Annotated in this window: 13 protein-coding genes; 10 read left to right on the forward strand and 3 right to left on the reverse strand. The window is 43.6% G+C overall.

Annotation, left to right across the window (positions count from 1 at the left end):
• The first annotated feature begins 2 nt into the window (after positions 1-2).
• Genes KQP79_RS15825 through KQP79_RS15845 form a run of 5 tightly spaced genes read left to right on the forward strand, consistent with a single transcriptional unit; the run spans position 3 to position 9,488 of the window.
• Complete coding sequence (locus KQP79_RS15825; RefSeq protein WP_004299915.1) at positions 3-1,250, forward strand: SusE domain-containing protein; 1,248 nt, start codon at positions 3-5, stop codon at positions 1,248-1,250.
• 14 nt (positions 1,251-1,264) lie between these two features.
• Positions 1,265-2,656 (forward strand): glycoside hydrolase family 76 protein, encoded by a 1,392-nt coding sequence (locus tag KQP79_RS15830; RefSeq protein ID WP_004299916.1) that lies wholly within the window; start codon positions 1,265-1,267, stop codon positions 2,654-2,656.
• A 36-nt stretch (positions 2,657-2,692) separates the two neighbouring features.
• Complete coding sequence (locus KQP79_RS15835; protein ID WP_004299917.1) at positions 2,693-5,938, forward strand: SusC/RagA family TonB-linked outer membrane protein; 3,246 nt, start codon at positions 2,693-2,695, stop codon at positions 5,936-5,938.
• A 13-nt stretch (positions 5,939-5,951) separates the two neighbouring features.
• On the forward strand, positions 5,952-7,880 hold the full coding sequence (locus KQP79_RS15840; RefSeq protein WP_004299918.1) for a RagB/SusD family nutrient uptake outer membrane protein: 1,929 nt from the start codon (positions 5,952-5,954) through the stop codon (positions 7,878-7,880).
• A gap of 36 nt (positions 7,881-7,916) precedes the next feature.
• Positions 7,917-9,488 (forward strand): LamG domain-containing protein, encoded by a 1,572-nt coding sequence (locus tag KQP79_RS15845; protein ID WP_004310443.1) that lies wholly within the window; start codon positions 7,917-7,919, stop codon positions 9,486-9,488.
• A 119-nt stretch (positions 9,489-9,607) separates the two neighbouring features.
• On the opposite strand, the gene KQP79_RS15850 is transcribed toward KQP79_RS15845, so the two are convergent.
• The 3 genes from KQP79_RS15850 to KQP79_RS15860 form a co-directional block, all read right to left on the reverse strand.
• Complete coding sequence (locus KQP79_RS15850) at positions 9,608-9,874, reverse strand: hypothetical protein (RefSeq protein WP_004299920.1); 267 nt, start codon at positions 9,872-9,874, stop codon at positions 9,608-9,610.
• A gap of 274 nt (positions 9,875-10,148) precedes the next feature.
• Entirely contained in the window at positions 10,149-11,705 is a 1,557-nt protein-coding gene (locus KQP79_RS15855; protein WP_118419219.1) for a sulfatase, read from the reverse strand.
• A 215-nt stretch (positions 11,706-11,920) separates the two neighbouring features.
• The gene (locus KQP79_RS15860; protein WP_004304936.1) at positions 11,921-13,294 is read right to left on the reverse strand and encodes a sigma-54-dependent transcriptional regulator; all 1,374 of its coding nucleotides are present in this window, start codon (positions 13,292-13,294) and stop codon (positions 11,921-11,923) included.
• 87 nt (positions 13,295-13,381) lie between these two features.
• Here KQP79_RS15860 and KQP79_RS15865 point away from each other — a divergent pair, with 87 nt between their 5' ends.
• From KQP79_RS15865 to KQP79_RS15885, 5 genes are all read left to right on the forward strand, one after another.
• Positions 13,382-14,221, forward strand: coding sequence for a peptidylprolyl isomerase (locus KQP79_RS15865; protein ID WP_004304934.1), 840 nt, complete (start codon positions 13,382-13,384; stop codon positions 14,219-14,221).
• 5 nt (positions 14,222-14,226) lie between these two features.
• Positions 14,227-15,465, forward strand: a complete 1,239-nt coding sequence (locus tag KQP79_RS15870) for a M16 family metallopeptidase (protein ID WP_004299932.1) — start codon at positions 14,227-14,229, stop codon at positions 15,463-15,465.
• Between the two features lie 85 nt (positions 15,466-15,550).
• The gene (locus KQP79_RS15875; protein WP_004313043.1) at positions 15,551-16,909 is read left to right on the forward strand and encodes an MATE family efflux transporter; all 1,359 of its coding nucleotides are present in this window, start codon (positions 15,551-15,553) and stop codon (positions 16,907-16,909) included.
• Positions 16,910-16,943: 34 nt separating this feature from the next.
• On the forward strand, positions 16,944-19,262 hold the full coding sequence (locus KQP79_RS15880; protein WP_117809425.1) for a hybrid sensor histidine kinase/response regulator: 2,319 nt from the start codon (positions 16,944-16,946) through the stop codon (positions 19,260-19,262).
• Between the two features lie 114 nt (positions 19,263-19,376).
• On the forward strand, positions 19,377-23,888 hold the full coding sequence (locus tag KQP79_RS15885; RefSeq protein ID WP_032812039.1) for a translocation/assembly module TamB domain-containing protein: 4,512 nt from the start codon (positions 19,377-19,379) through the stop codon (positions 23,886-23,888).
• Positions 23,889-23,890: the final 2 nt, after the last annotated feature.

Genomic DNA, 23,890 nt, shown 5'->3' on the forward strand with positions numbered 1-23,890 from the left:
ATATGAGAAACAATATGATAACAAAAAAACTAATCAAATTTGCCCTGCTGTTTTTTCTTATCGGACTGACGGCTTGTGACAATAAACTGAATCCGGGATTTGATCCGGATGATTATGAACCGATTGTTCCGCCTGAACCTGTTAGAACAATGGATGCAATGGCTAGTGGCGAGCGAGTAGTACTTTCGGGTGCTTCGTTGACGGATATTGTTCTGAAATGGACGCCTACCGAGAAACACGGAAATACAGTATATCGTTATGAAGTATTGATTGATACGATCGGGGGAGACTTTACCAAACCGGTAGAAACGATCTTTTCTGACAATAACGGTTTGGAATCGCAGTTGACTTTAACCCATTATCAGGCAAACACAATAGGTAAACTGGCTAAATTCCGTTGCAATACCAACGGCACACTGCGTTGGAAGGTGCGTGCTTATTGCGGATTGGATCAGGCTCTTAGTAGTCTGGAAGGTTATTTCGTAATTTTTATGATGGACGGCATTGATGATATGCCTTCTGAAAACGAGCCGGTTTATATCACTGGCGTGGGCACGGAAGATGATGGTGATGAAGCGGAAGCACAACAAATGCTCCGTCAGAATGAAGGAATCTATCAGACTTTCACTCAATTGAAAGCCGACCAGCCATTTATATTTATGTCTACTGTAGAAGGTCGCAAATGCTATTATTATGTAGACGACAACGGAGTGTTGCGTGAGCGTAATGATGGTGAAGACTATACAGTTACGGTTCCTCAATCAGGCATCTACCGGATTACCATCAATATGGGTGAACAAACGATCAGTTACGATGAAATAGGAGCTGTATATCTTTATAACCATTCGGGTGGGTATAGACAGGATTTCAACTATCTGGGATATGGCAAATGGGGTGTGAAGAATTATACTGCCCGGAAACAAACGGAAAGTTGGGCAGGAAGCGGTGAAACCCGTCATAGCTTTAAGATGGAAATCAACGGAACAACCTACCGTTGGGGACATAAGGAGAAAGATAAAGGGCAACCGAATCTGACTACCGACAACAGCTATTATAATTTATATCAACTGGCATTGGGCACAGATCCATGGGATTACAGTTTCCGTTTCTGCGACGAATTACTGCAATGGGGCGAAAAGCAGGGAAATGTCTATTATGCTACGGTGAAAACCGATGTAACCCTCTATTTCAATGCAGAGTTTGGAACGTACACCCACCGTTGGGTAGCTTCGGAAACGAATGAAGATTAAAACTGAATAATAATATGAAGAACTATATAGTATCATTATCAAAAAGAGCTTTGTTGTTAAGCGGTGCACTGGCAATATTTACAGCTTGTGACGACGGCGATCTGGGAGACATCTACAAAGGTAATTCATCCGGTGAATATGTGTCGGATGTGAACTGGACAGATGCAGCCGACAAAAGTACGGGAACTTATATCAAATATTTCTATGAGAATGCCAGCGGACGGGATACCTTTTGCGGAAGCATTTACTGGGAAAAACCGAATACACCGGAAACCGGAGAACCGGCAAGCACGGGCGGTAGCGGCGGATGGTCGCAGGGACATGCATTGGACATCGTGATCGATGCTTATATCCGTCACGCAAACAATCCCGAATATCAAGCTCATTTGTATGAAAACATCATGAAACCTTTCCTGCCGGCTTTTGATGACTGGAATGAACATTGCGGTTATGGTGGCAAAGACTTCTGGAATAACTTCTATGATGATATGGAATGGATGGCACTGTCTTGTCTGCGGGTTTATGAATTGACTGGCGATCAGGATTACTACAGTGCGTTGATGAAGATGTGGAACCATATCAAGGGAGCGAAGAATGACTATAAAGGGGTAGGAGGAATGGCATGGAAAACGGATGCGCCGGCTTCACGTATGTCTTGTTCCAATGGTCCCGGTTGCCTTCTGGCTATGAAATTGTATCAACTTACCGTTAAGGAGGCTAAAGATGGCTGGGAAGAGCAGGCTGCTTATTACCTGAACTTCGCCAAAGAGGTATACAACTGGATGACGGCTTATCTGTGTGATATTTCCACCGGACAGGTATATGATAATCTTAGTATTAAAGATGACGGAACACCGGGAGATCCTGATAAAGTAGCCTTGTCTTATAATCAGGGAACATTTATGGCGGCTGCCCTGGAGCTGTACAACGCTACCGGTGAGGATGAATATCTTCGTAATGCGGTTGCTTTCGGCTCTTACCAGGTGAATAAGAAGATGGATTCCAACTATCCGGTATTCAGTGGTGAAGGAAATTCGGGAGATAATCTTTTATTCCGTGGAATATTTGTCCGTTACTTCCTGGATATGGTGAAACAGCCGACTAACAGCCTTTATCCGGAAAAGACCAAGAATAAGTTTATCGCTGCATTGCGCAGCTGTTCTGATGTGCTTTGGACGTTGGCTCATCCCGAAGGCTATTATGTGTGGGAGTACGATTGGGCAAAAGCACCGACCTTCGGTAATCGTGACAACAGGGAAGATCGCCTGACAATTTCCTTGAATGCGGAAGTCCCGGGAGCAACAATGATTGAAATCCGTGCCCGTTATGAAGACTGGGTGCAAGGTAAAGCAACGGAAAAGGCCAACTGGGTCGGACCGGATTTCGGTAAGAAAGCAGAGGAATAAGATTGATTTATTACACATAGAAAATCGAAAAGAAAGATGATACATATAAAAAGAAATATTTGTCTGGTGGCTGTTTCTTGCACTCTTCTTGCAGGTATACCTTTGCAGGGTGTGGCGCAAACGGGAAGAACGGCAAAGGTGCAGGCCACACAAAGTAATAAAATAACAGTGTCGGGTACGGTATTGGACAAGACGACAAATGACCCGTTGATCGGTGTGTCTGTTGTCGTGAAAGGGGTGGCCAATGCAGGTACGATTACAGATATGGATGGTAAGTTTACATTGAAACTGCCTTATGCGGAAGCTCCGTTGGTGTTTTCTTACCTGGGTTACCAGCCGCAGGAAATTGTTCCCGGTGCAAAGAAGGAACTGACTGTCTTACTACAGGAAGATACGAAAGCCTTGCAGGAAGTGGTTGTGGTAGGTTATACCAAACAACGTAAAGAAACGATGATCGGTTCTGTTGCTACCATCACGACAAAAGATCTGACGCAAAGTCCTACTGCCAATATCAACAATGCGCTTGCCGGACGTCTGCCGGGGTTGATTGTAAACCAGTATGCGGGTGGTGAACCGGGTGTGGATCAAAGTGAATTGTTTATCCGTGGTAAGGCAACTTACGGTAACCAGAGTGCCATTGTCATTGTCGATGGAATCGAACGTGACATGAGTTACCTCGCACCGGATGAAATTGAAACATTCACTATCCTGAAAGATGCTTCGGCCACTGCCGCTTATGGTATCCGTGGTGCAAATGGTGTAATCGTTATTACTACCAAACGTGGTAAGGCAGCGGAAAAGGCAACCGTGAACCTGAAAGCCTCTATCGGTATTAACCAGCCGATCGGTTTCCCCGAATATTTAGGCTCTGCCGATTATGCAACTTTATATAATGAAGCCAGATTGAACGATGCCAAGATGACGGGCGCAGACATCAGCAGTTTGAACCTTTTCTCTCAACAGGCGATTGACAATTTCCGCCGTGCGAAAGGAGACAACTCCGATGGTTTGGGATATGACTGGGATTATTATGATTTTGCCTTCAAACCCGGTTTGCAGGAAGATGTCAGCCTCTCCATCCGTGGAGGTACGGACAAGGTACGTTATTATGTATTGGCCAATTACTTTTCACAAGGCGGTAACTACAAATATTCGAATGCCGGTGAATATGACTCGCAAACCAAGTTCACCCGTTACAACTTCCGTTCGAACATCGATATCAACATTAATCGTTATTTGAGTACCCGTTTGGATTTGGGGGCCCGTATTACCGACCGTAATGCACCGGGTACAACAGCCGGTCGCCTGATGACCATCTGTGCTACCCAGCCTCCATATCTGCCCATCCTGGTGGAAGAAAATGCGCATCCGCAGAATGAGGAATACATTCAGCAAAATCCTCGTGGAATGCTTTATGGTGACAATATCTACCGTTACAATCTTCTGGGTGAATTGAGCCGTACCGGTTATCTGAATGAAAAGAACACGTATCTGAATGGTAGTTTTGCCATGAATCTGGATATGGAATTTCTGACGAAAGGATTAAAAGCGGAAGTGATGTTCTCTTATGATGCTTCTGAAGGACGCTGGATTAATCGCAAACTGGATACTTACAAAGACGGTTATCGTGAATATCCGAAATATGCGACGTTTATGCCGATCGAAGGTTCGGATGCTTATATGGCAGGCGGACACTATACGGGTGCTTACAAAACGGGTAACAAATATGATATTGACCAGACTATTGGCAACGGATTCAGTCATAACGCTTCTGACGGACGTACTTATATACAGGCACGTTTGGATTACAACCGTTTGTTTAGCAACCGCCACGAAGTGACCGCCATGTTATTGGCAAACCGTGGTAACCGTACTGTTAACAATGAACTGGCTTATCATAGCCAGGGTATCACCGGACGCTTTGCTTATTATTATAATCAGAAGTATCTGATGGAATTTAACTTCGGTTACAATGGTTCCGAAAACTTCGCTCCGGGCAAACGTTACGGGTTCTTCCCAGCTGGTTCAATCGGTTGGGTAGTCTCTGAAGAGGAATTTATGAAAAAGGCTTCCTGGATTGACTTCCTGAAAGTAAGAGCCTCCTATGGTTTGGTAGGTAGTGACAATGTCAGCAGCCGTTTCCCATATCTGGCTTTCTACGGTGGTGGCAGTGGTTATGATTTCGGTAATAACTTTGGTACGAATGTAGGCGGTACTTCCGAAGGTAATCTGGCTAATGCGAATCTGACTTGGGAGAAAGCCCGTAAACTGAATGTCGGTATTGACTTTACTACCCTGAACCAACGTTTGGCATTGACGATAGATGCATTTTATGAATATCGTTTTGACATTATTACAGATATGAATAGTGACGGTATCATGGGATATCCGGATATTGTAGGTAAAGATGCAGCTTTACAGAATCTGGGTGAAGTAAGCAACCGCGGTGTGGATATCGAATTGAGCTGGAATGATAAGATTGGAAAGGATTTCCGTTACTATATTCGTCCGAACCTGACTTTCTCCCGCAACCGTTTGGAATATAAAGCGGAAGTTGCCCGCAAGAACTCCTGGCGTAAAGAAACCGGTAAACGTTTATACGAAAACTTCGTTTATGTGTTCGATCATTTTGTAGCCGATCAGGAAGAGGCTGACCGTTTGAACAAGATCGGTTATCAGCCGTGGGGACAATTAATTCCGGGAGATGTTGTTTATAAGGATTTGGATCGTAACGGAGTGATTGATGATGAAGACCGTACAGCAATGGGAAATCCGCGTAGTCCGGAACTGATGTTCGGTATTCCTTTCGGTTTCCAGTATAAGAACTTTGATTTTAGTGTATTATTGCAAGGTGCGACAAAATCATCTATTCTGTTGAATGGGGCTGCTGTATTTGACTTCCCGCAATTTGAACAAGATAAGATCGGACGTGTGAAGAAAATGCATCTGGACCGTTGGACACCGGAAACGGCTGCTACTGCCAAATATCCGGCATTGCATTATGGAACACATGATAACAACAAGAATGGAAACAGTAGTTTGTTTTTGTATGATGCTTCCTACCTGCGTCTTAAGAATGTGGAAATTGGTTACAATGTATCACCCAAATTATTACGTAAATTCCATGTGCAACAGGCACGTATCTATGTACAAGGTCTGAATCTGTTGACTTTTGATAAACTGGGTGATGTGGATATAGATCCGGAAACGAAATCCGGAGACGGAGCTTCCTGGTATCCTATTCAAAAGGTATTCAATTTTGGTATTGATATAACATTCTAAATAAGATAGAAATATGAAAAAGTTATATAGATTTTCAGCAATTGCTTTATTGGTCCTGCCGTTGGTCTTTACTTCATGTAGCGATTACCTGGATCGGGACGATGATGATAATATTACGGAAGCGGACGTTTTTGCCCGTTACGAAAAAGTGAACGGACTGGTTTCCGACGTATACGCGGCTGCAAAGAAAGCAGACCGTCCGCTGGTGTTCTTCGAGCACTTCAGCAACAGTGCCATTACGGACGAATGTGAAGGAACCAACGTAGAGGGAAACATTACGAATAACTTCAATAACGGTGCCTGGAACCCGAATTCTTTGCCCGGTAGTGTAGGGCAATATTGGGAAGCTCTTTATGAAGGAATCCGTAAAGCGAACCTGATTATAGAAAATGTACAGAAGTATAACACGCCCGACAACCCACAGCAGGATGGTGATCTTCGCAACCGTATCGGTGAGATGTATTTCATGCGTGGTTATTTCCACATGCTGTTATTGCGTATGTATGGCGAAGCTCCTTATATTGACCGTGTGATTAATGCCGGAGATAATATGGACTTCAAGAAAGAATCTGTTCATTCGATGGTTGAAAAGATTGTGACGGATGCGCAAACTGCTTATGGCATGGTTCCTAATAAATATGTGAAAACTTCCGAGAATTTTGGGCGTGTGGATAAGGGAGCCTGTCTGGGATTGATTTCTTTTGTTCGCTGGGTAGCGGCTACTCCGTTGTGGAACGGTGCTTCTCAATATGGATACAACTTGCGTCGTGTGTTTGAAAATGAGTATGCTTATGATGCTACTCGTTGGAGAAAAGCCAAAGAAGCGGCTAAAGCCGTTCTGGATTTCGAAGTCGGCGGAACCAAGCGTTATTCTCTCTATACGAAACATGATGCAAATGATTTCAAGGATCCGGCTGACGGTAATCTGAATGACAGCCGTGTATATGCTCGTTTGTGGGATATGTTTTATGATATGGATGCCTTTGCCAATGAGTATGTGTTCTTTATGACGAAGAGCAAGGATCAGGCATGGCAGGGTGATATTTATCCGCCCAGCCGTGAGGGAAGTTCGCGCCAGCAACCGGTGCAGGAACAAGTGGATGAATACGAATATATCGTAGGTGATTATGGCTATCCGGTATATTCGGCAGAAGCCCGCAAAGGTGGCTATGATGATACTAATCCGTATGTGAAAGGTACTCGTGACCCGCGTTTCTATCGTGATGTAATTTATCACGGAGCTCCTTACCGTAATAATAAGAACGAGTCGAAAACGATCAATACGGCGAGTGGTTCCGATAAGATTGGTGCTACCAATGCAACTACTACCGGTTATTATTTACGTAAATTCCAACAGGAGTCATGGAACAAATCCGGTAACTTCAGTATCAATGCGCCCGCCATCTGGCGTCTTCCGGAGTTTATTTATATTTATGCAGAGGCTTGTAATGAATTGGGCGAGGATATCGATGAAGCTTATAAATTGGTGAATACGGTTCGTGAACGTTCTTTTATGAAACCGATGCCGCCGGAAGTAAAGACTAATCAACAGTTGATGCGTGAATACATTCAGCGCGAACGTCGCGTGGAACTTTTTTATGAAGGAAAACGTCCGTGGACTTGCCGCTTGTATCTGGAACCCACCAGTAAGGAAGAGCTAGCAAAGGAAAGCCTTTGGAAATCGAGCGGGAGTGACAATTCAAAACGTACACAGAAATACTGGGCTGCCAATAACGGTGCATTGCCCCGTTGCCAGCGAATGATTAACGGAATGCGTCCGGTGCAGGATGAGAATGGGGCCATTACGGTTGACGGTGTGAAATATAGAATGGAGCGTTTCTGCGTGGAAGAACGTACGTTCTCTATTCAGCATTATCTGTTCCCGATTCGCCAGAGTGAGTTGCAGAAGACACCGACCATTGAACAAAATCCCGGATGGTAAACCGGTAGGAATGTATAACTTTAAAAAGAAAATCAGATGAAACGAATCTATACATATATGTGTCTGTTGCTTTTGTCGGTATTATCGTTTGCCGTTACAGGTTGTGATGACGATGACGACGACGATGTGGCTAAAGACTTGATAGAGTTGATTGTGAACAAACCGGTAATACGTATCGGGCAGAATGAGGAAGCCAAAGTGAATGTAGTGGTTGGAAACGGAAACTATACCGTGAGAAGTTTCAACACTGCCATTGCAACGGCTACCGTTTCCGGCGAATTGATAACTGTAAAAAGTGGCTCACAGAATGGGGCCACTACCGTCGAAGTAATGGATGGAGAAGGAGTAGTTGCCAATATTTCTGTGAATGTAGGTGTATTTGAATTGGAAGTGAATGAACCGGAGGTGATCTTGGAAGTTGCCGGTGAAAAGCAACTGATTGTCAGCATGGGAAACTTTTCCAGCAATGATGAATTGTCTTATGAGGTGGAGGATGAAACGGTTGTCAGCATGGTTAATACAGATCAGTTCCGTCCTTTCTATACTTTGACAGGTTTGAAGAACGGACATACAACAGTGACTTTTACAGACCATAAAGGAAAACAGGCAGTGGTTCAGGTGACGGTAAATCCGATTTCTATCGATGTCTCCAATCTGACACCGAGAGTGGGAGTCAACAATAAGATCATGATTACGGTAGAAAAAGGAAACGGAGGTTATAGTCTGACAGCAGAGAATGAAGAGATTGTAGCTATTCAGCAGGTGGATGACACTCGTTTCAATTTAATAGGTAAGAAAGCGGGTATCACTACCGTGTTTGTCAGAGACGAAGCGGAACAGGAATTAAGTCTGACCGTAACGGTGGTACAGGCAGATAAAGTGGCAAACCTGGGTAGCGGTAATTACTTTAAAGTACCGTTTGAATATAATGGTACGGCAGATGAATCGCTAAAGAATTTGAGTACGCTCACATTTGAGGCTCGTTTCAACATTGAGTCGTTGAATGGCAATGACAATGGAAATGCCCGGATTAATACGGTGATGGGTATAGAGAAGAAATTCTTGCTGCGTGTCGATGTGCATAAGGGAGGAAGCAATGATGAGGAACGTTTCCTTCAGCTTGCTGCAGATGATAAAGGTAGTATTCGCTATGAGGGCTCTACTAAGATAGAAACCAATAAGTGGTATGATGTGGCTGTGGTATTGGATAATAGTAAGAGCGGAAGCGAACGGATTGCATTGTATGTAAATGGTGTCAGAGAAACGCTTCAATTATCAAACGGTACGCCGGATGATTTGAAAGAGATCAATCTTACTTCTGATTTCTACATCGGCCAGTCTGATGGTAAACGCCGGTTGAACGGAGCTATCAGTTATGCCCGTATTTGGACAAAAGCCTTGTCGGATCAACAGATCTCCGAGCAGAGCGGCAAGTTGTTGAGTGAGGATAAGGATGGAATGGTAGCTAATTGGTTATTCAATAATGGAAATGGTAATACCAAGACATTTGTGTCCTTGGCAGGAAAGAGCTTCGAAGCAGAGGCGGCAAATATTGTTTCAAGTTGGAAAACAGATCCGATATTGGAAACAAGTACTCCTACAGAATGATTGTAAGAAGATAGGATAATAAAAAAGCCATCCCCGGAATAGACGAAAGTAGGGATGGCTTTTTTTGTAGTGTGCTTACTATTCTTCGGCAGACTATGTCCTGCATGTTGTTGGCAAGGTTATTCCTTGACAGGCTCAGCCGGTTTGTCTTTTGATGTAGTGTCTGTGACAACTGTATCATTGACATTGGCGGCGAGTGCAACCAGTGATGCCTTTGCAGGCGCGTCTTCTTTAGTTACAGTATCTTTTACTACTGTATCATTGACAACTGTTGCGTTGATTTCTGTCGGGGCTGTCACAGCTTCTGCAGAACTCTGAGCCTTTACAAGGAATGAACCACCACAAACAAACATAAACATTGCTACTACTAATACTAATTTTTTCATAATCGTTTGCTTTAATGATTATTAGACATATGTTTTCAATTCTCTACCTTTGTGTTAAGGAATCGGTTATTGCTTTTCGCTAACGTCTAATTAAAGATCAAAGCGCGTGCCAAAATTAGATAATGTATGATAAGTGATTGATAAATAAGGGAATGAGGAAGATGATGCCAATTAGGATAGTGGGGAAGTATGTGTGGAGTGTGTGGAAACTGTGGCGGGGAGTGTGGAATTATTCCACACTCCCCGCCACAGTTCTTTTATTTAGGTAATCTATTTACTTAATTTCATCCGGCCAGGGACAAGGTTTACCTGTCGCTTTGAAAGTCGGTCGTTGTGCATCTACTTTTCTTAGAAAGTTGCCCAGCTCTTTAGAAAGTTTCTTCACGATGTCCGGATGCTGTGCACTAAGGTCGTTGCTTTCTCCTATATCATCAGGTATGTTGAATAACTCTTTCTTTCCTGTTCCATAGTAATAAATCAATTTCCAGTCACCGTTTCGAACGGCACAATTAAAGTTGATTCCGGGACCGTCATTTCCCCAGTTGTTAGGCATATTCCAGAAAAGACTCCGACCCTTAGCTGGGTTGCCTGTCTGTTTCAGCAGAGGGATGAAACTGATACCGTCTATCGGTTGAACTGTCTGGTAGTTCTTGACACCTGCCATTTCAAGAATAGTAGGGTAGAAGTCTTCTATCAACAAGTAGTTGTTGCATTTGCTTCCCGGAGCTACTACTCCCGGCCAGCTGATAATCATCGGTTCGCGGATACCGCCTTCATAAGTAGAACCTTTACCACTGTTCAATGGATAATTCTGTGTATGCAGCTTGCCGTCACGCCATCCGGATTCGGATGCAAGTCCTCCGTTATCACTCATAAAAATGATAATAGTGTTGTTGGCTTCTCCATTCTTTTCCAGCCAGTTCATTAAATCACCTAAACTTTTATCCATTCCTTCAATCAGTGTGGCATAAGCAGCTTCATGGTCTGTCATTCCTTTTTTCTTGTACTTCTCATAGAAGCGCATATCTTTGTTCAAAGGAATGTGGATGGCATATTGCGACATATACAAATAGAAAGGCTGATTATACTTTTTCGCTTTATCCAGTGCTTTAATGGCTTCCAACGTCAATGCTTCAGTTACAAAGGTTTCCGTTCCCCAATATTTCTCTAATCCGGGAACAGACATCAGTGATACCGCTTTCCCATCTTTGGTATGTCCGTAGTTCTCTTCTCCCAGGTAACTGGCAAGTCCACCGGCCGCATGTCCGGCAATATTTACCTCGAATCCCCAATGATGCGGATCTTCCCCTGGAGTATCTATCGCTCCGAAATGGGCTTTTCCACAATGTATAGTATGATAACCGCTGTTCTTTAGCAGTTGCACGAAGGAGGTTCCTACGAAAGTATGATTAGTGCCGGACACTTGACTTACTCCATTGTAATTCCAGTCAGGGACTGCCAGAATGCTATCTTTACGGTCTGTCATTGTATTCTTTTGCAGCGTCCAGTTAGTTACTCGGTGACGTGCGGCGTTGGTTCCGGTGATGAGGCTGCACCGGGTAGGAGAACTGATACTGTTGGCATACGCTTGAGTAAACATCATTCCCTGTTTGGCTAACCGCTCCATATTTGGAGTCTCGTACAATTCGTTATAGTGTGTCTTCTGTGTCCAGAATGGGAGTGAAGTATCCTGCCATCCCATATCGTCTACCATAAAGAGAATGATATTCGGACGTTTGTCCGCGTGTTCTATTTGCATATTGCTTTGTGCTTGCAGATTGGTTGCTGCGAGTGGCACAAATGCAAGGGGTAATAATGTTTTTTTATTCATGGGGGGCATTTTATTCTATGGAATATGCATTAAAATTAATAATATCTGGTAATGCGATAGATTCGGTTAAAGATAAGTTCGAGCACTACAAAAAGGAATCATTTCTCACCGTGATGAGAATAAATACTCATAATAGTGAGAATTTTTTCTCATTGCATTGAGAAAATTTTCTCATAGGCATGAGAACACTTGAGAAAATGCAAGAATGTAACTTGTTACAAATCAATATTGTATAATTTCAATTTATTATATAAAGTCTTTCGATCAATATTCAGTAATTGCGCTGCTTTACTCTTATTGTTTCCTGTTTGGCGTAGCGCCTCCAAAATATGCTCTTTTTCAGTCTCTTCATTGCGTAATGCAATGCTCGTATTGCTGGATGCAGGAGTTTCTAAAAGCTCGGTCCCCAATTCCAATAAAGTAATGAAACTGCTTTGTGCCAATAAAGTTGCTCTTTTGACGATGTTCTTCATTTGGCGCAAATTTCCCGGCCAATGATAATTCATTAAAGCTTGCGATGCTTTTGCATCGAAACCAATCAGGTGTTTATCCAGTTCCTTGTTTGCCTGATCGAGGAAGAAATTGGCAAAGAGCAGAATATCTTCTTTCCGTTCTTTCAGATCGGGCATACGGAGGGTAAATTCATTGATACGATGATAAAGGTCTTCACGGAAAGTACCTTTTTCAATGGCTTGTTCCAGATTCTCATTGGTGGCAGATACCAGACGAATATCTACCGATATCTCCTGTGTAGAACCTACCGGACGTATTTTTCTCTCTTGCAAGGCACGAAGCAGTTGTATCTGCACTTCATAACTAAGGTTTCCGATCTCATCCAGAAAGATAGTACCACCGTTGGCTGCAACGAAAGCACCCGTTTTATCTGTCAGAGCACCTGTAAACGAACCTTTCACATGACCGAAAAATTCGGAAGCAGCCAGTTCTTTGGGGATAGAACCACAATCTACGGCAATAAACGGTTTATCGTTTCGTTTGCTAAGTTGATGAATACGGTGCGCCACATACTCTTTTCCTGTTCCGCTGGAACCGTTGATAAGTACGGACATATTGGTCGGAGCTACCAGACCTACATAATTGTAGAGTTGTTTGGCTGCATCACTTTCTCCTTCCAGATAAGCACGATGATTTTCTGTTGAATCTTTAGATGAAGTAGAAGCACCTTTTTTAGAAGAAGATTTAGCAACGTTATGAGTAGCAGGACTCTTTTCAGACTGTAGACATTCAGAAATTTTCTTCAGTAATTCTTCCGGATTTACCGGTTTGGCTATATAATCACGTGCTCCCAGTTTCATTGCCTGTACGGCGGATTGTATATCCGCATAGCCAGTCATGATGATTAAAGGAATGTCCATGCCTTGTTCATTCATCCATTTCAGCAGATCGATACCTTCGTGGTCGGGTAGTCGCAGGTCTGATAAAATCAGATCGACGTTTTGGCTTTCGATATGTTTTCGGGCGCGGGCAATATTACTCACTGATGATACTTCAAAGCCCTTTTTGCCTAGCCAGGTTTTTAGCATCATTCCAAAAGTGATATCATCTTCAACGATCAATATGGAGCTCATCATGTCAGGTTTTGATTCTTTTAAGTCACAAAGGTAAGAGGATTTAGGCGAAAGTGGTATATTTGCAAACTTAAATTAAATAAAAGTGTTATGAAAAAGATTCTATTGATAATATTAACCATATCGTTTTGCGGACTTACTGCCTGCAAAACCGGAACAAAAAAAGGAGGAGACATGGATAAAGAAACGTTGGTAAAGATTGAGACAACTGTAGGAGATATCGAGGTGAAACTATATAATGAGACACCGAAACATCGTGATAATTTTATCAAACTGGTGAAGGACGGTGTTTATGAAGGCACACTGTTTCATCGTGTTATCAAAGATTTTATGATTCAGGCTGGTGACCCGGACTCAAAGAATGCACCGAAAGGAAAAATGCTGGGTACGGGAGATGTAGGTTATACTGTTCCCGCTGAATTTGTATATCCTAAATATTTCCATAAGAAAGGTGCCTTGTCCGCTGCCCGTCAGGGAGATAATGTGAACCCGAAGAAAGAATCTTCCGGTTGTCAGTTCTATATCGTGACAGGTAAGGTGTTCAATGACTCTACCTTGCTGGGTATGGAAAGCCAGATGAATGAGAATAAGATTAATGTTATTTTCAATACGCTGGCACAGAAACACATGAAGGAAATTTATAAGATGCGAAAAGCAAATGACGAAAACGGTCTTTATGATTTGCAGGAAAAGTTGTTTGCAGAGGCACAGGAAATGGCAGCTAAACAACCGGAATTTCATTTCACTCCGGAACAGATTGAAGCCTATACAACGGTGGGAGGAACTCCGCATCTGGATGGCGAATATACTGTGTTCGGTGAAGTAGTGAAAGGTCTGGATATTGTGGATAAAATCCAGCAGGTGAAAACCGACCGTAGCGATCGTCCCGAAGAAGATGTAAAAATAACAAAGGTGACAATACTTGACTGAAATATATGAAAATCAACAGGCATATTCTTGATAATGGGTTACGTCTGGTACATTCGCAGGACGAAAGTACGCAGATGGTTGCCCTTAATATATTATATAATGTGGGAGCTCGCGACGAAGATCCCGAACATACCGGTTTTGCCCATTTGTTCGAACACCTGATGTTCGGAGGGTCGGTGAATATTCCCGATTATGATATGCCGCTTCAATTGGCGGGTGGAGAGAATAATGCCTGGACGAATAATGATATAACCAATTACTACCTCACTGTACCTCGTCAGAATGTAGAAACCGGCTTTTGGTTGGAATCCGACCGGATGTTGAGTCTTGATTTTAGCGAACGGAGTCTGGAGGTACAGCGGGGAGTAGTAATGGAAGAATTCAAACAGCGATGTTTGAATCAGCCTTATGGGGATATCGGACATCTTTTGCGTCCTCTGGCTTATCAGACGCATCCTTATCAATGGCCTACTATCGGAAAAGAGTTGTCGCATATTGCCAATGCTACGCTGGAAGAAGTGAAGGCATTCTTTTTCCGTTTTTATGCTCCTAATAATGCCATATTAGCTGTGACCGGTAATATCTCTTTCGAAGAGGCGGTTGCTTTGACAGAAAAATGGTTCGGCTCTATTCCTCGTCGGGAAGTTCCTCAACGGAACCTGCCACAAGAACAGGAACAGACGGAAGAACGGCGGCTGACGGTAGAGAGAAATGTTCCTCTCGATTCTTTATTTATGGCATACCACATGCCTGCCCATTGCCATCCGGATTATTATGCATTTGATATTTTGTCGGATGTGTTGAGCAACGGACGTTCCAGCCGGTTGAACCAGCGTTTGGTACAACAGAAACAATTATTTTCGAGTATAGATGCTTATATTTCCGGCAGTGTAGATGCGGGGTTATTCCATATTAGTGGTAAACCTTCGGCAGGTGTCACCCTGGAACAGGCGGAAGCGGCAGTGCGGGAAGAACTGGAACTGTTGCAGCAAGAATTGGTTGACGAACAGGAACTGGAAAAAGTGAAGAACAAATTTGAGTCCACCCAGATATTCGGCAACATCAATTATTTGAATGTGGCAACCAACCTGGCTTGGTACGAATTGCTTGGCCGGGCGGAGGACATGGAAAAAGAGGTCGATCGTTATCGGTCTGTCACGGCTGAACAATTGCGGGCGGTAGCTCAATCTGCTTTCCGTAAGGAGAACGGAGTAATACTATATTATAAGAAACAACAAAATTAAATTCTCCCTTTTTTATAATTTATCAGTGAAAGGGGAAAGTCCCTTTGCCTGAAAATGGAGATACGTTTAGGTAACGGAAAAGTAAATGAGACATATTTATAGTACATATAAAGAGCATTATAAAGCACTAATTTTTCTCGGACTACCGATTGTGATCGGGCAAATAGGAGTGATCGTTCTCGGATTTGCGGATACGTTAATGATCGGACATCATAGTACGATTGAGCTGGGAGCAGCTTCCTTCGTAAATAATGTGTTTAATCTGGCGATTATTTTCAGTACAGGGTTTTCGTATGGACTGACTCCCATTGTAGGAGGGCTGTATGGGACTCATCAGTATGCTCCTGCCGGACAGGCATTGCGCAACAGCTTGTTGGCAAATCTGATGGTTGCATTGCTGCTGACTATATGTATGACTGTTCTTTATCTGAATATCGAGCATCTCGGACAGCCGGAAGAATTGATTCCTCTGATTAAACCGTATTACCTTGTTTTGCTTGCTTCATTAGTGTTTGTCATGCTTTTCAATGGATTCAAGCAATTCACAGACGGAATAACGGATACCCAAACCGCCATGTGGATATTGCTTGGAGGAAATGTCTTGAATATCATAGGAAACTATATCCTGATTTACGGTAAACTCGGATTGCCCGAATTAGGTTTGTTGGGAGCAGGTATTAGTACGTTGTTTTCGCGTATTGTGATGGTGATTGTATTTATAATCATCTTTATGCGTAGTCCGCGTTTCGTCCGTTATAAGATTGGCTTTTTCCGTTTGGGATGGTCACGTGCAGTATTTGGACGCTTGAATGGACTAGGATGGCCGATTGCTTTCCAGATGGGAATGGAGACAGCCTCCTTTAGTTTGAGTGCTATCATGATCGGTTGGCTAGGTACGATCGCTTTGGCTTCTCATCAGGTGATGTTGGCTATTTCGCAGTTTACCTTTATGATGTATTACGGTATGGGGGCTGCTGTTGCTGTTCGTGTCAGCAATTTCAAAGGCCAGAATGACATCGTCAATGTACGCCGTTCAGCCTATGCCGGTTTTCATCTGATGATGACATTGGGTGTCGTGCTTTCCTTGATTGTCTTCCTTTGCCGGAATTACTTGGGAAGCTGGTTTACCGACAGCCAGGAAGTGGTTGCTATGGTGACATCTTTAATTTTTCCTTTCCTTGTCTATCAGTTTGGCGACGGGCTTCAAATCACTTTCGCCAATGCTTTGCGTGGAATTTCAGATGTAAAACTAATGATGGTTATCGCCTTTATCGCCTATTTCGTTATTTCGCTTCCCGTAGGATATTTCTGCGGCTTTGTAATGGGATGGGGGATAGTAGGTGTCTGGATGGCATTTCCTTTTGGTCTGACGAGTGCGGGACTAATGCTCTGGTGGCGTTTCCACTACATGACAAAACTCCCCGAACCCCACCCCAAAACCTAATACTTAATACTTAATACTTAAAACTTTTATCCCAATGGCTTCCTTCCGTTTTACAAAGTTGAAAATAACCGCCGGTTACACTTTGTTACTGGCGATCCTCCTTTTCTCGCTGGTGTTTGTACATCGTGAGATGGAAGCATTGTCGGCAGCCGACGATCAGCAGAACTTAAGAACTGATAGTCTATTGACCCTTCTCCACGAGAAAGATCAAAACACGATTCAGATGTTGCGGGTGTTAAGTGAAGCAAACGACAGCCTTCTCTCTGCTTCGGAGATTGAAGAAATCATTTCCGAACAAGATTCTGTCATTACCCAGCAACGGGTACAACATCGGGTCATTACCAAGCGTGACTCGTTAATAACTACTCCTAAAAAGAAGGGATTCTTCAAACGGCTCGCCGAAGTGTTTTCCCCTTCTAAACAAGACAGTGCCGTATTAGTTAATACATCGCTGGAAGTAGCCACTGATACCATTCTTCAACCGACTACTTCTAAAGATTCTCTTCAGCAGAAAATCCGCATGGCTACCGAAGAAAAACGGTTGCAACGGAAGAAAACCATCCGGCGTACCAGTACGAAGTACCAGCGGATGAATACACAGTTGACGGCACGAATGGATAGTCTGATTAAACAATATGAGGAAGAAATGACCCTGCGTGCCCGTCAGGATGCCGAGCTTCAGCAGGAGGTAAGAATGCGGTCGGCGCGTATCATCGGCGGTATCGCGGTTGGTGCCGTACTATTATCTGCTTTTTTCCTGATATTGATTATGCGGGATATCTCTCGCAGCAACCGTTATCGTCAGCAATTGGAGGTGGCGAATAAACGCGCGGAAGATTTGCTTGTTGCCCGTGAGAAATTAATGCTGGCCATTACCCATGACTTTAAGGCGCCGCTGGGGTCAATCATGGGATATACCGAACTTCTGTCCCGGCTGACAGAAGATGAACGGCAACGTTTCTACCTCGACAATATGAAAAGCTCTTCGGAACATTTGTTGAAACTAGTCAGTGACTTGCTCGATTTCCATCGGCTCGATCTCAATAAAGCGGAAGTGAACCGTGTAACCTTTAACCCTTCCCAGCTGTTCGACGAAATTTATGTCAGTTTCGAACCTTTGACCGCTGCCAAAGGTTTAGCCTTGCAATGTCACGTCGCCCCGGAACTGAACGGAAGATATATCAGTGATCCTTTGCGACTCCGGCAAATAGTGAACAACCTTTTGTCTAATGCCGTAAAGTTTACTCAAAAAGGAGAGATTAGCCTGACAGCCGGTTATGATTCTTCTAAGTTAACCATTGCTATCGCCGATACAGGAAAAGGAATGGCATCAGAAGATCGTGAACGTATCTTTCAGGAGTTTACACGTCTTTCCGGTGCGCAGGGAGAGGAAGGTTTCGGACTCGGACTCTCTATTGTGAAGAAACTGGTAACCTTGCTTGAAGGAACCATTGACGTGCAAAGCACATTAGGAAAAGGAAGCTGTTTTACTGTAACTCTGCCTCTTTATCCGGTAGGTAAATCCATTGCGGAAAGTGAATCTCCCGAAAGCGAAAATGTGGATATAACAGAGGAGTCGGCCGCGATTCCTCCGATGAAAGTCATCCGTGTTCTTTTGATCGATGACGATAAGATTCAGTTGAATCTGACTGCTGCCATGTTGAAACAACATGGTATCGATGCGGTATGTTGTGAACAGCTGGAGCAGTTGATCGAACAGCTTCGCTCTTCCGTCTTCGATGTATTGCTGACAGATATACAAATGCCTGCTATTAACGGTTTTGATTTGGTAAAATTATTGCGGGCTTCTAATATACCACAAGCAAAAACAATCCCCGTCATTGCTGTGACCGCCCGTAGCGAAATGGATAAGGCAGCTTTACATGAACATGGCTTTGCCGGTTGTCTGCATAAACCGTTTACAGTAAAAGAATTATTGATGACGGTAAATGAAGGGCAACTCTCCGCTGATGAAGCGCATATCACAGAAGATATGGCAACAGCCGGAATAAATTTCTCTGCACTTACTGCTTATTCTGAAGACGATCCGGAAGCAGCATCCTCCATTATTCAGACTTTTATTGAAGAAACAGGTAAGAATATCGAACGGATGCAACAAGCGCTGAACGATAAAGAGGTGGACGGGATAGCTGCTATGGCGCATAAGCTCCTCCCTCTCTTTACAATGATTGGAGCGGATGAAACCATAACTCCATTAAAATGGCTGGAAGCTTGTCGTGGAGAAAAATTCTCGGAAAAAATAGAAGAAACAACACTTAATATATTAGAGGCTGTCCATAAAATAATAAGTGAGGCAGAGCGCTATTTGATAGTGATGAAAAATACCCGATAAGCTATTTTCTTCTACTCCTTGGCTAGTATCTGTATCTTTCTTACTATTAGCCAAACCTTTTTTCAAAATAATTTGTTTACTTTGTGTCACCTTATTTACACTGACACATTTTACATGAAACGAAAATGGATACGCTGGGTAAGCTGGATACTGCTTACTCCTATAATACTCTTTGTAATACTAATGGTATTGCTTTATGTTCCTCCCGTTCAGAATCTTTTGCGTCGGGAGGTTACTGCATACGCCTCTAAGGCAACCGGTATGCAGATTCAGGTGGAACGGATAGACCTTCGTTTCCCGCTTAATCTGTTGGTTCGTGGCGTAGAGGTTATTCAACAGCCGGATACTCTTTTGTCTTTGGAAAGCCTGAATGTCCGTGTGCAGGCATGGCCGTTAATAAAAGGAAAAGTCGAAGTGGATGAAGTCACTTTGAGCCGGGTAGCCGTTAATTCAGCCAATTTGATGGAAGGAATGAAGATTAAAGGCGTTTTAGGACGTTTCTTCCTGCAAAGCCATGGTGTTGACTTGTCCAATGAAATAGCGATTATCAATCAGGCCGAACTGTCTGATACCCATGTGCAGTTGCTGATGAATGATACTACCACCACTCCTAAAGATACCACAGCCTCTGCTCCTGTAAACTGGAAAGTGGATCTTCATCAGTTGAAATTAAAGAATGTATCATTCAGTATGCAACTTCCTGTTGATTCCATGCGGATGGCAGCTCATATCGGGGAGGCTGCTATTGATGATGCACAGGCTGATTTGAAAAATCAGTTTTATGGTTTGAAGAAGTTTCTGTTGTCGGGAACTTCCGCCAGTTATGATACAGGAACTGCGCAACCAATAGAAGGTTTTGATGCTTCCCATATTGCCGTTCGTGATGTTCGCATCGCTTTGGATTCCCTGTTGTATAAAGGCAGGGACATGAATGCGGTCATTCGTGAGTTTACAATGAATGAACGTTCCGGATTAAGTGTTGTTTCACTGACAGGTAGAGCATACTCTAACGATTCAATCATTAGTGTTCCCGGTTTAAAACTAAAAACCCCTCATTCTGAAATCGATTTATCTGCCCATACTTATTGGGAACTTGTCAACATCCCGACTACAGGACGTTTGTCCGCCAATCTCAATGCCTATATCGGCAAAGAAGATGTTATGTTATTTGCAGGAGGATTGCCTGATAGCTTTAAAGAAGCCTATCCATTTCGTCCGCTTGTCATTCGTGCCGGTACGGACGGTAACTTGAAACAAATGCAGATTTCCCGTTTTACGGTAGACTTGCCGGGTGCTTTTGCTTTAGAAGGCGGCGGTATGATAGAAAACCTGGCTGACAGCCTGACTCGTACCGGAACCATTGGGCTGAAAATGACAACTCAAAATTTGAACTTCCTGACCGCTCTGTCAGGAGAGGCTCCCAATGGTACGATTGTAGTCCCTGACAGCATGAATCTGGTGGCGAAAGTTGATATCAAAGGTCCTGAATACAAAGCAGGCCTCCGTCTGAAAGAGGGGAAAGGAGCTATGGACGTGAATGCAGCATTAAATACATCTACCGAAGTTTACAAAGCTGATCTGAAGATAGACAATCTGCAACTCCATAACTTCCTTCCGAAAGATTCTATCTACGAACTGTCTCTTTCGGCTGCGGCTAATGGTCGTGGACTGGATGTCATGTCTTATCATTCTTTTGCCAAACTGAATCTTTCATTAGATCAGCTTCATTATGCAAAATATCATCTCTCCAATCTTAATTTGACAGGAGACCTTAAAGGCGCACTGGTCACCGCACATCTGACAAGTGACAATGCTTTATTGAAAATGACAACCGATGCGGAATATAATTTGGCGCACAGTTATCCTGATGGTAAGATAACGGTTGATGTCACTCAACTGGATTTACATGAATTAGGAATCATGCCGCAGCCAATGAAGCGTCCGCTTACTTTTAATTTAGCTGCCGAAGCTCGTCGGGATTTAGTCTCGGCACATTTCGTTTCTGGAGATATGAAACTCGACTTGAGCGCACGTTCCGGCGTTAATCCTTTAATTCGCCAATCTACTCACTTTGTGGATGTATTGATGAAGCAGATTGATGAGAAAGCATTGAATCACGCTGAACTGCGTAAGGCGCTACCGACGGCAGTTTTCTCTTTCTCTGCAGGACAAGAAAACCCTTTGGCATATTTTCTGGCTACTAAAAAGATAGCTTACCATGATGCTTCTGTGAAATTCGGAGCAGCTCCTAATTGGGGAATTAATGGAAAAGCCGCTATTCATGCTTTGAAAGTAGACACCTTGCAACTGGACACGATTTTCTTTACAGTCAAACAAGATACCACACTCATGAAATTGCGTGCCGGTGTTATTAACGGACCGAAGAATCCGCAATTCTCCTTCTCTACTACACTGACAGGAGAGATTCGTGACCGGGATGCGGAACTGCTGGTAGATTTTAAGAATGGAAAAGGAGAAACGGGCGTACTGCTCGGTGTCAATGCGCGTCCTTTGTTTGAAGGGCAAGGAAAAGGCGATGGATTAGCTTTCACATTAATCCCGGAAGAACCGATTATCGCCTTCCAGAAATTCCATTTTAATGAGAATCACAACTGGATTTATGTGCATAAGAATATGCGTGTATACGCTAATGTAGATATGTGGGACGATGAAGGAATGGGATTCCGTGTACATTCGGTGCGGGGGGACACTGTTTCTTTACAGAATATTGATGTCGAAATCCGAAGAATCAGTTTAGCCGAATTGAGCAAAGTACTGCCTTACTTCCCGGAAATAACCGGTTTATTCTCTGCGGAAGCACACTACGTGCAGACTGAAAAAGATCTTCAACTCTCGGTTGAATCATCTATTGACGAGCTGACTTATGAACGTCAACGAATTGGTGATGTAACATTAGGAGCTACCTGGTTGCCGGGCGAACAAGGGAAACAATATCTTAACGCTTATCTGAATCATGACAAAGTGGAAGTGATGGTGGCGGATGGCAAGCTGGTTCCAACCCAGACAGGGAAGGATAGTCTGGAAGTAAATGCCACTCTGGAGCACTTCCCGCTCCGTGTAGCGAACGTATTCATTCCCGATCAGATGGTTACATTAGCCGGTGATATGGATGGTAATCTGAACATTACCGGTAGCACCGAACAACCTTTGATTAATGGCGAACTGATATTGGATAGTGTTACTGTCCTTTCCCGGCAGTATGGTGCTAACTTCCGGTTCGATAACCGCCCGGTGCAGATAAAGAATAATCGTTTGGAATTTGATAAATTCGCTATTTATACAACAGGAAAGAATCCATTTACGATTGACGGATCTGTCGATTTCAGAGATATGTCCCGGCCGATGGCAAATCTGAATCTGCTGGCACAGAACTATACGCTTCTGGATGCCAAACGTACCCGTGAAAGTCTGGTTTACGGAAAAGTATATGCTGATTTCCGGGCAACGGTGAAAGGGCCGTTAGACGGATTGAATATGCGTGGAAACATGAGTTTGCTGGGCAATACAGATGTTTCTTATATATTGACCGATTCACCGTTGACTGTGCAGGACCGTTTGGGAAGTTTGGTAACCTTTACTTCATTTAGTGACACCACTACGGTTGTTCAGCAAGAAGTGCCGACTGTTTCTTTAGGCGGGCTGGATATGGTGATGATGGTACACATCGACCCGTCCGTTCGTTTGAAAGTCGATTTGGACGCAAGCAATGACAATCGTGTTGAACTGGAGGGAGGAGGTGACCTCTCTATGAAATATACTCCGCAGGGTGACCTGACATTGACCGGACGCTATACGTTGAGCGGCGGTTTGATGAAATATGCTTTGCCTGTCATCGCTGCCAAAGAATTTGCTATCGACAACGGCAGCTATGTGGAATGGACGGGAAATCCTATGGACCCGATGCTGAACTTCAAAGCAACCGACCGTATCCGCGCTTCTGTCTCCGAAGGAGAGAATGGTGGAACACGTATGGTTAATTTCGATGTGTCTATCGTCGTCAAGAACCGACTGGATAATCTTTCTTTCGCCTTTGACGTATCTGCCCCCGAAGACGCAACCATACAAAATGAATTGACGGCTATGGGCGCGGAAGAGAGAGGTAAACAGGCTCTATATATCATGGTTATGAAAACCTACCTTGGCACCGGACCGATTGGTGGCGGAGGTGGTGGACTGGGTAAACTGAATATGGGTTCTGCATTGAACTCCGTATTAAGTAGCCAAATCAACTCATTGATGGGAAACCTGAAAAATGCCAGTGTTTCTGTCGGTATCGAAGACCACGATCTGTCGGATACGGGTGGTAAGCGTACGGATTACAGTTTCCGTTATTCACAACGTCTCTTCAATAACCGTTTCCAGATTGTAATCGGAGGTAAAGTTTCTACGGGTGAGAATGCGACGAATGACGCGGAATCTTTCATCGATAACATCTCTCTGGAATATCGTTTGGATAGAACCGGAACCCGTTATGTCCGTCTGTTCTACGATAAAAATTACGAAAGTGTACTCGAAGGCGAGATTACGGAAACCGGAGTCGGTCTGGTACTTCGCAAGAAGCTGGATAAACTTAGCGAACTGTTCATCTTTAAGAAAAAGAAGTAAAC

The organism is Bacteroides sp. DH3716P (genome assembly GCF_025914115.1).
GTDB classification, from domain to species: Bacteria; Bacteroidota; Bacteroidia; order Bacteroidales; family Bacteroidaceae; genus Bacteroides; species Bacteroides ovatus.

Coding starts and splice junctions, on each gene's coding strand:
- KQP79_RS15870 (WP_004299932.1), top strand. CDS start 14,227: ATGAAAATCAACAGGCATATTCTTGATAATGGGTTACGTCTGGTACAT.
- KQP79_RS15825 (WP_004299915.1), top strand. CDS start 3: ATGAGAAACAATATGATAACAAAAAAACTAATCAAATTTGCCCTGCTG.
- KQP79_RS15875 (WP_004313043.1), top strand. CDS start 15,551: ATGAGACATATTTATAGTACATATAAAGAGCATTATAAAGCACTAATT.
- KQP79_RS15840 (WP_004299918.1), top strand. CDS start 5,952: ATGAAAAAGTTATATAGATTTTCAGCAATTGCTTTATTGGTCCTGCCG.
- KQP79_RS15860 (WP_004304936.1), bottom strand. CDS start 13,294: ATGATGAGCTCCATATTGATCGTTGAAGATGATATCACTTTTGGAATG.
- KQP79_RS15835 (WP_004299917.1), top strand. CDS start 2,693: ATGATACATATAAAAAGAAATATTTGTCTGGTGGCTGTTTCTTGCACT.
- KQP79_RS15830 (WP_004299916.1), top strand. CDS start 1,265: ATGAAGAACTATATAGTATCATTATCAAAAAGAGCTTTGTTGTTAAGC.
- KQP79_RS15865 (WP_004304934.1), top strand. CDS start 13,382: ATGAAAAAGATTCTATTGATAATATTAACCATATCGTTTTGCGGACTT.
- KQP79_RS15845 (WP_004310443.1), top strand. CDS start 7,917: ATGAAACGAATCTATACATATATGTGTCTGTTGCTTTTGTCGGTATTA.
- KQP79_RS15880 (WP_117809425.1), top strand. CDS start 16,944: ATGGCTTCCTTCCGTTTTACAAAGTTGAAAATAACCGCCGGTTACACT.
- KQP79_RS15850 (WP_004299920.1), bottom strand. CDS start 9,874: ATGAAAAAATTAGTATTAGTAGTAGCAATGTTTATGTTTGTTTGTGGT.
- KQP79_RS15855 (WP_118419219.1), bottom strand. CDS start 11,705: ATGAATAAAAAAACATTATTACCCCTTGCATTTGTGCCACTCGCAGCA.
- KQP79_RS15885 (WP_032812039.1), top strand. CDS start 19,377: ATGAAACGAAAATGGATACGCTGGGTAAGCTGGATACTGCTTACTCCT.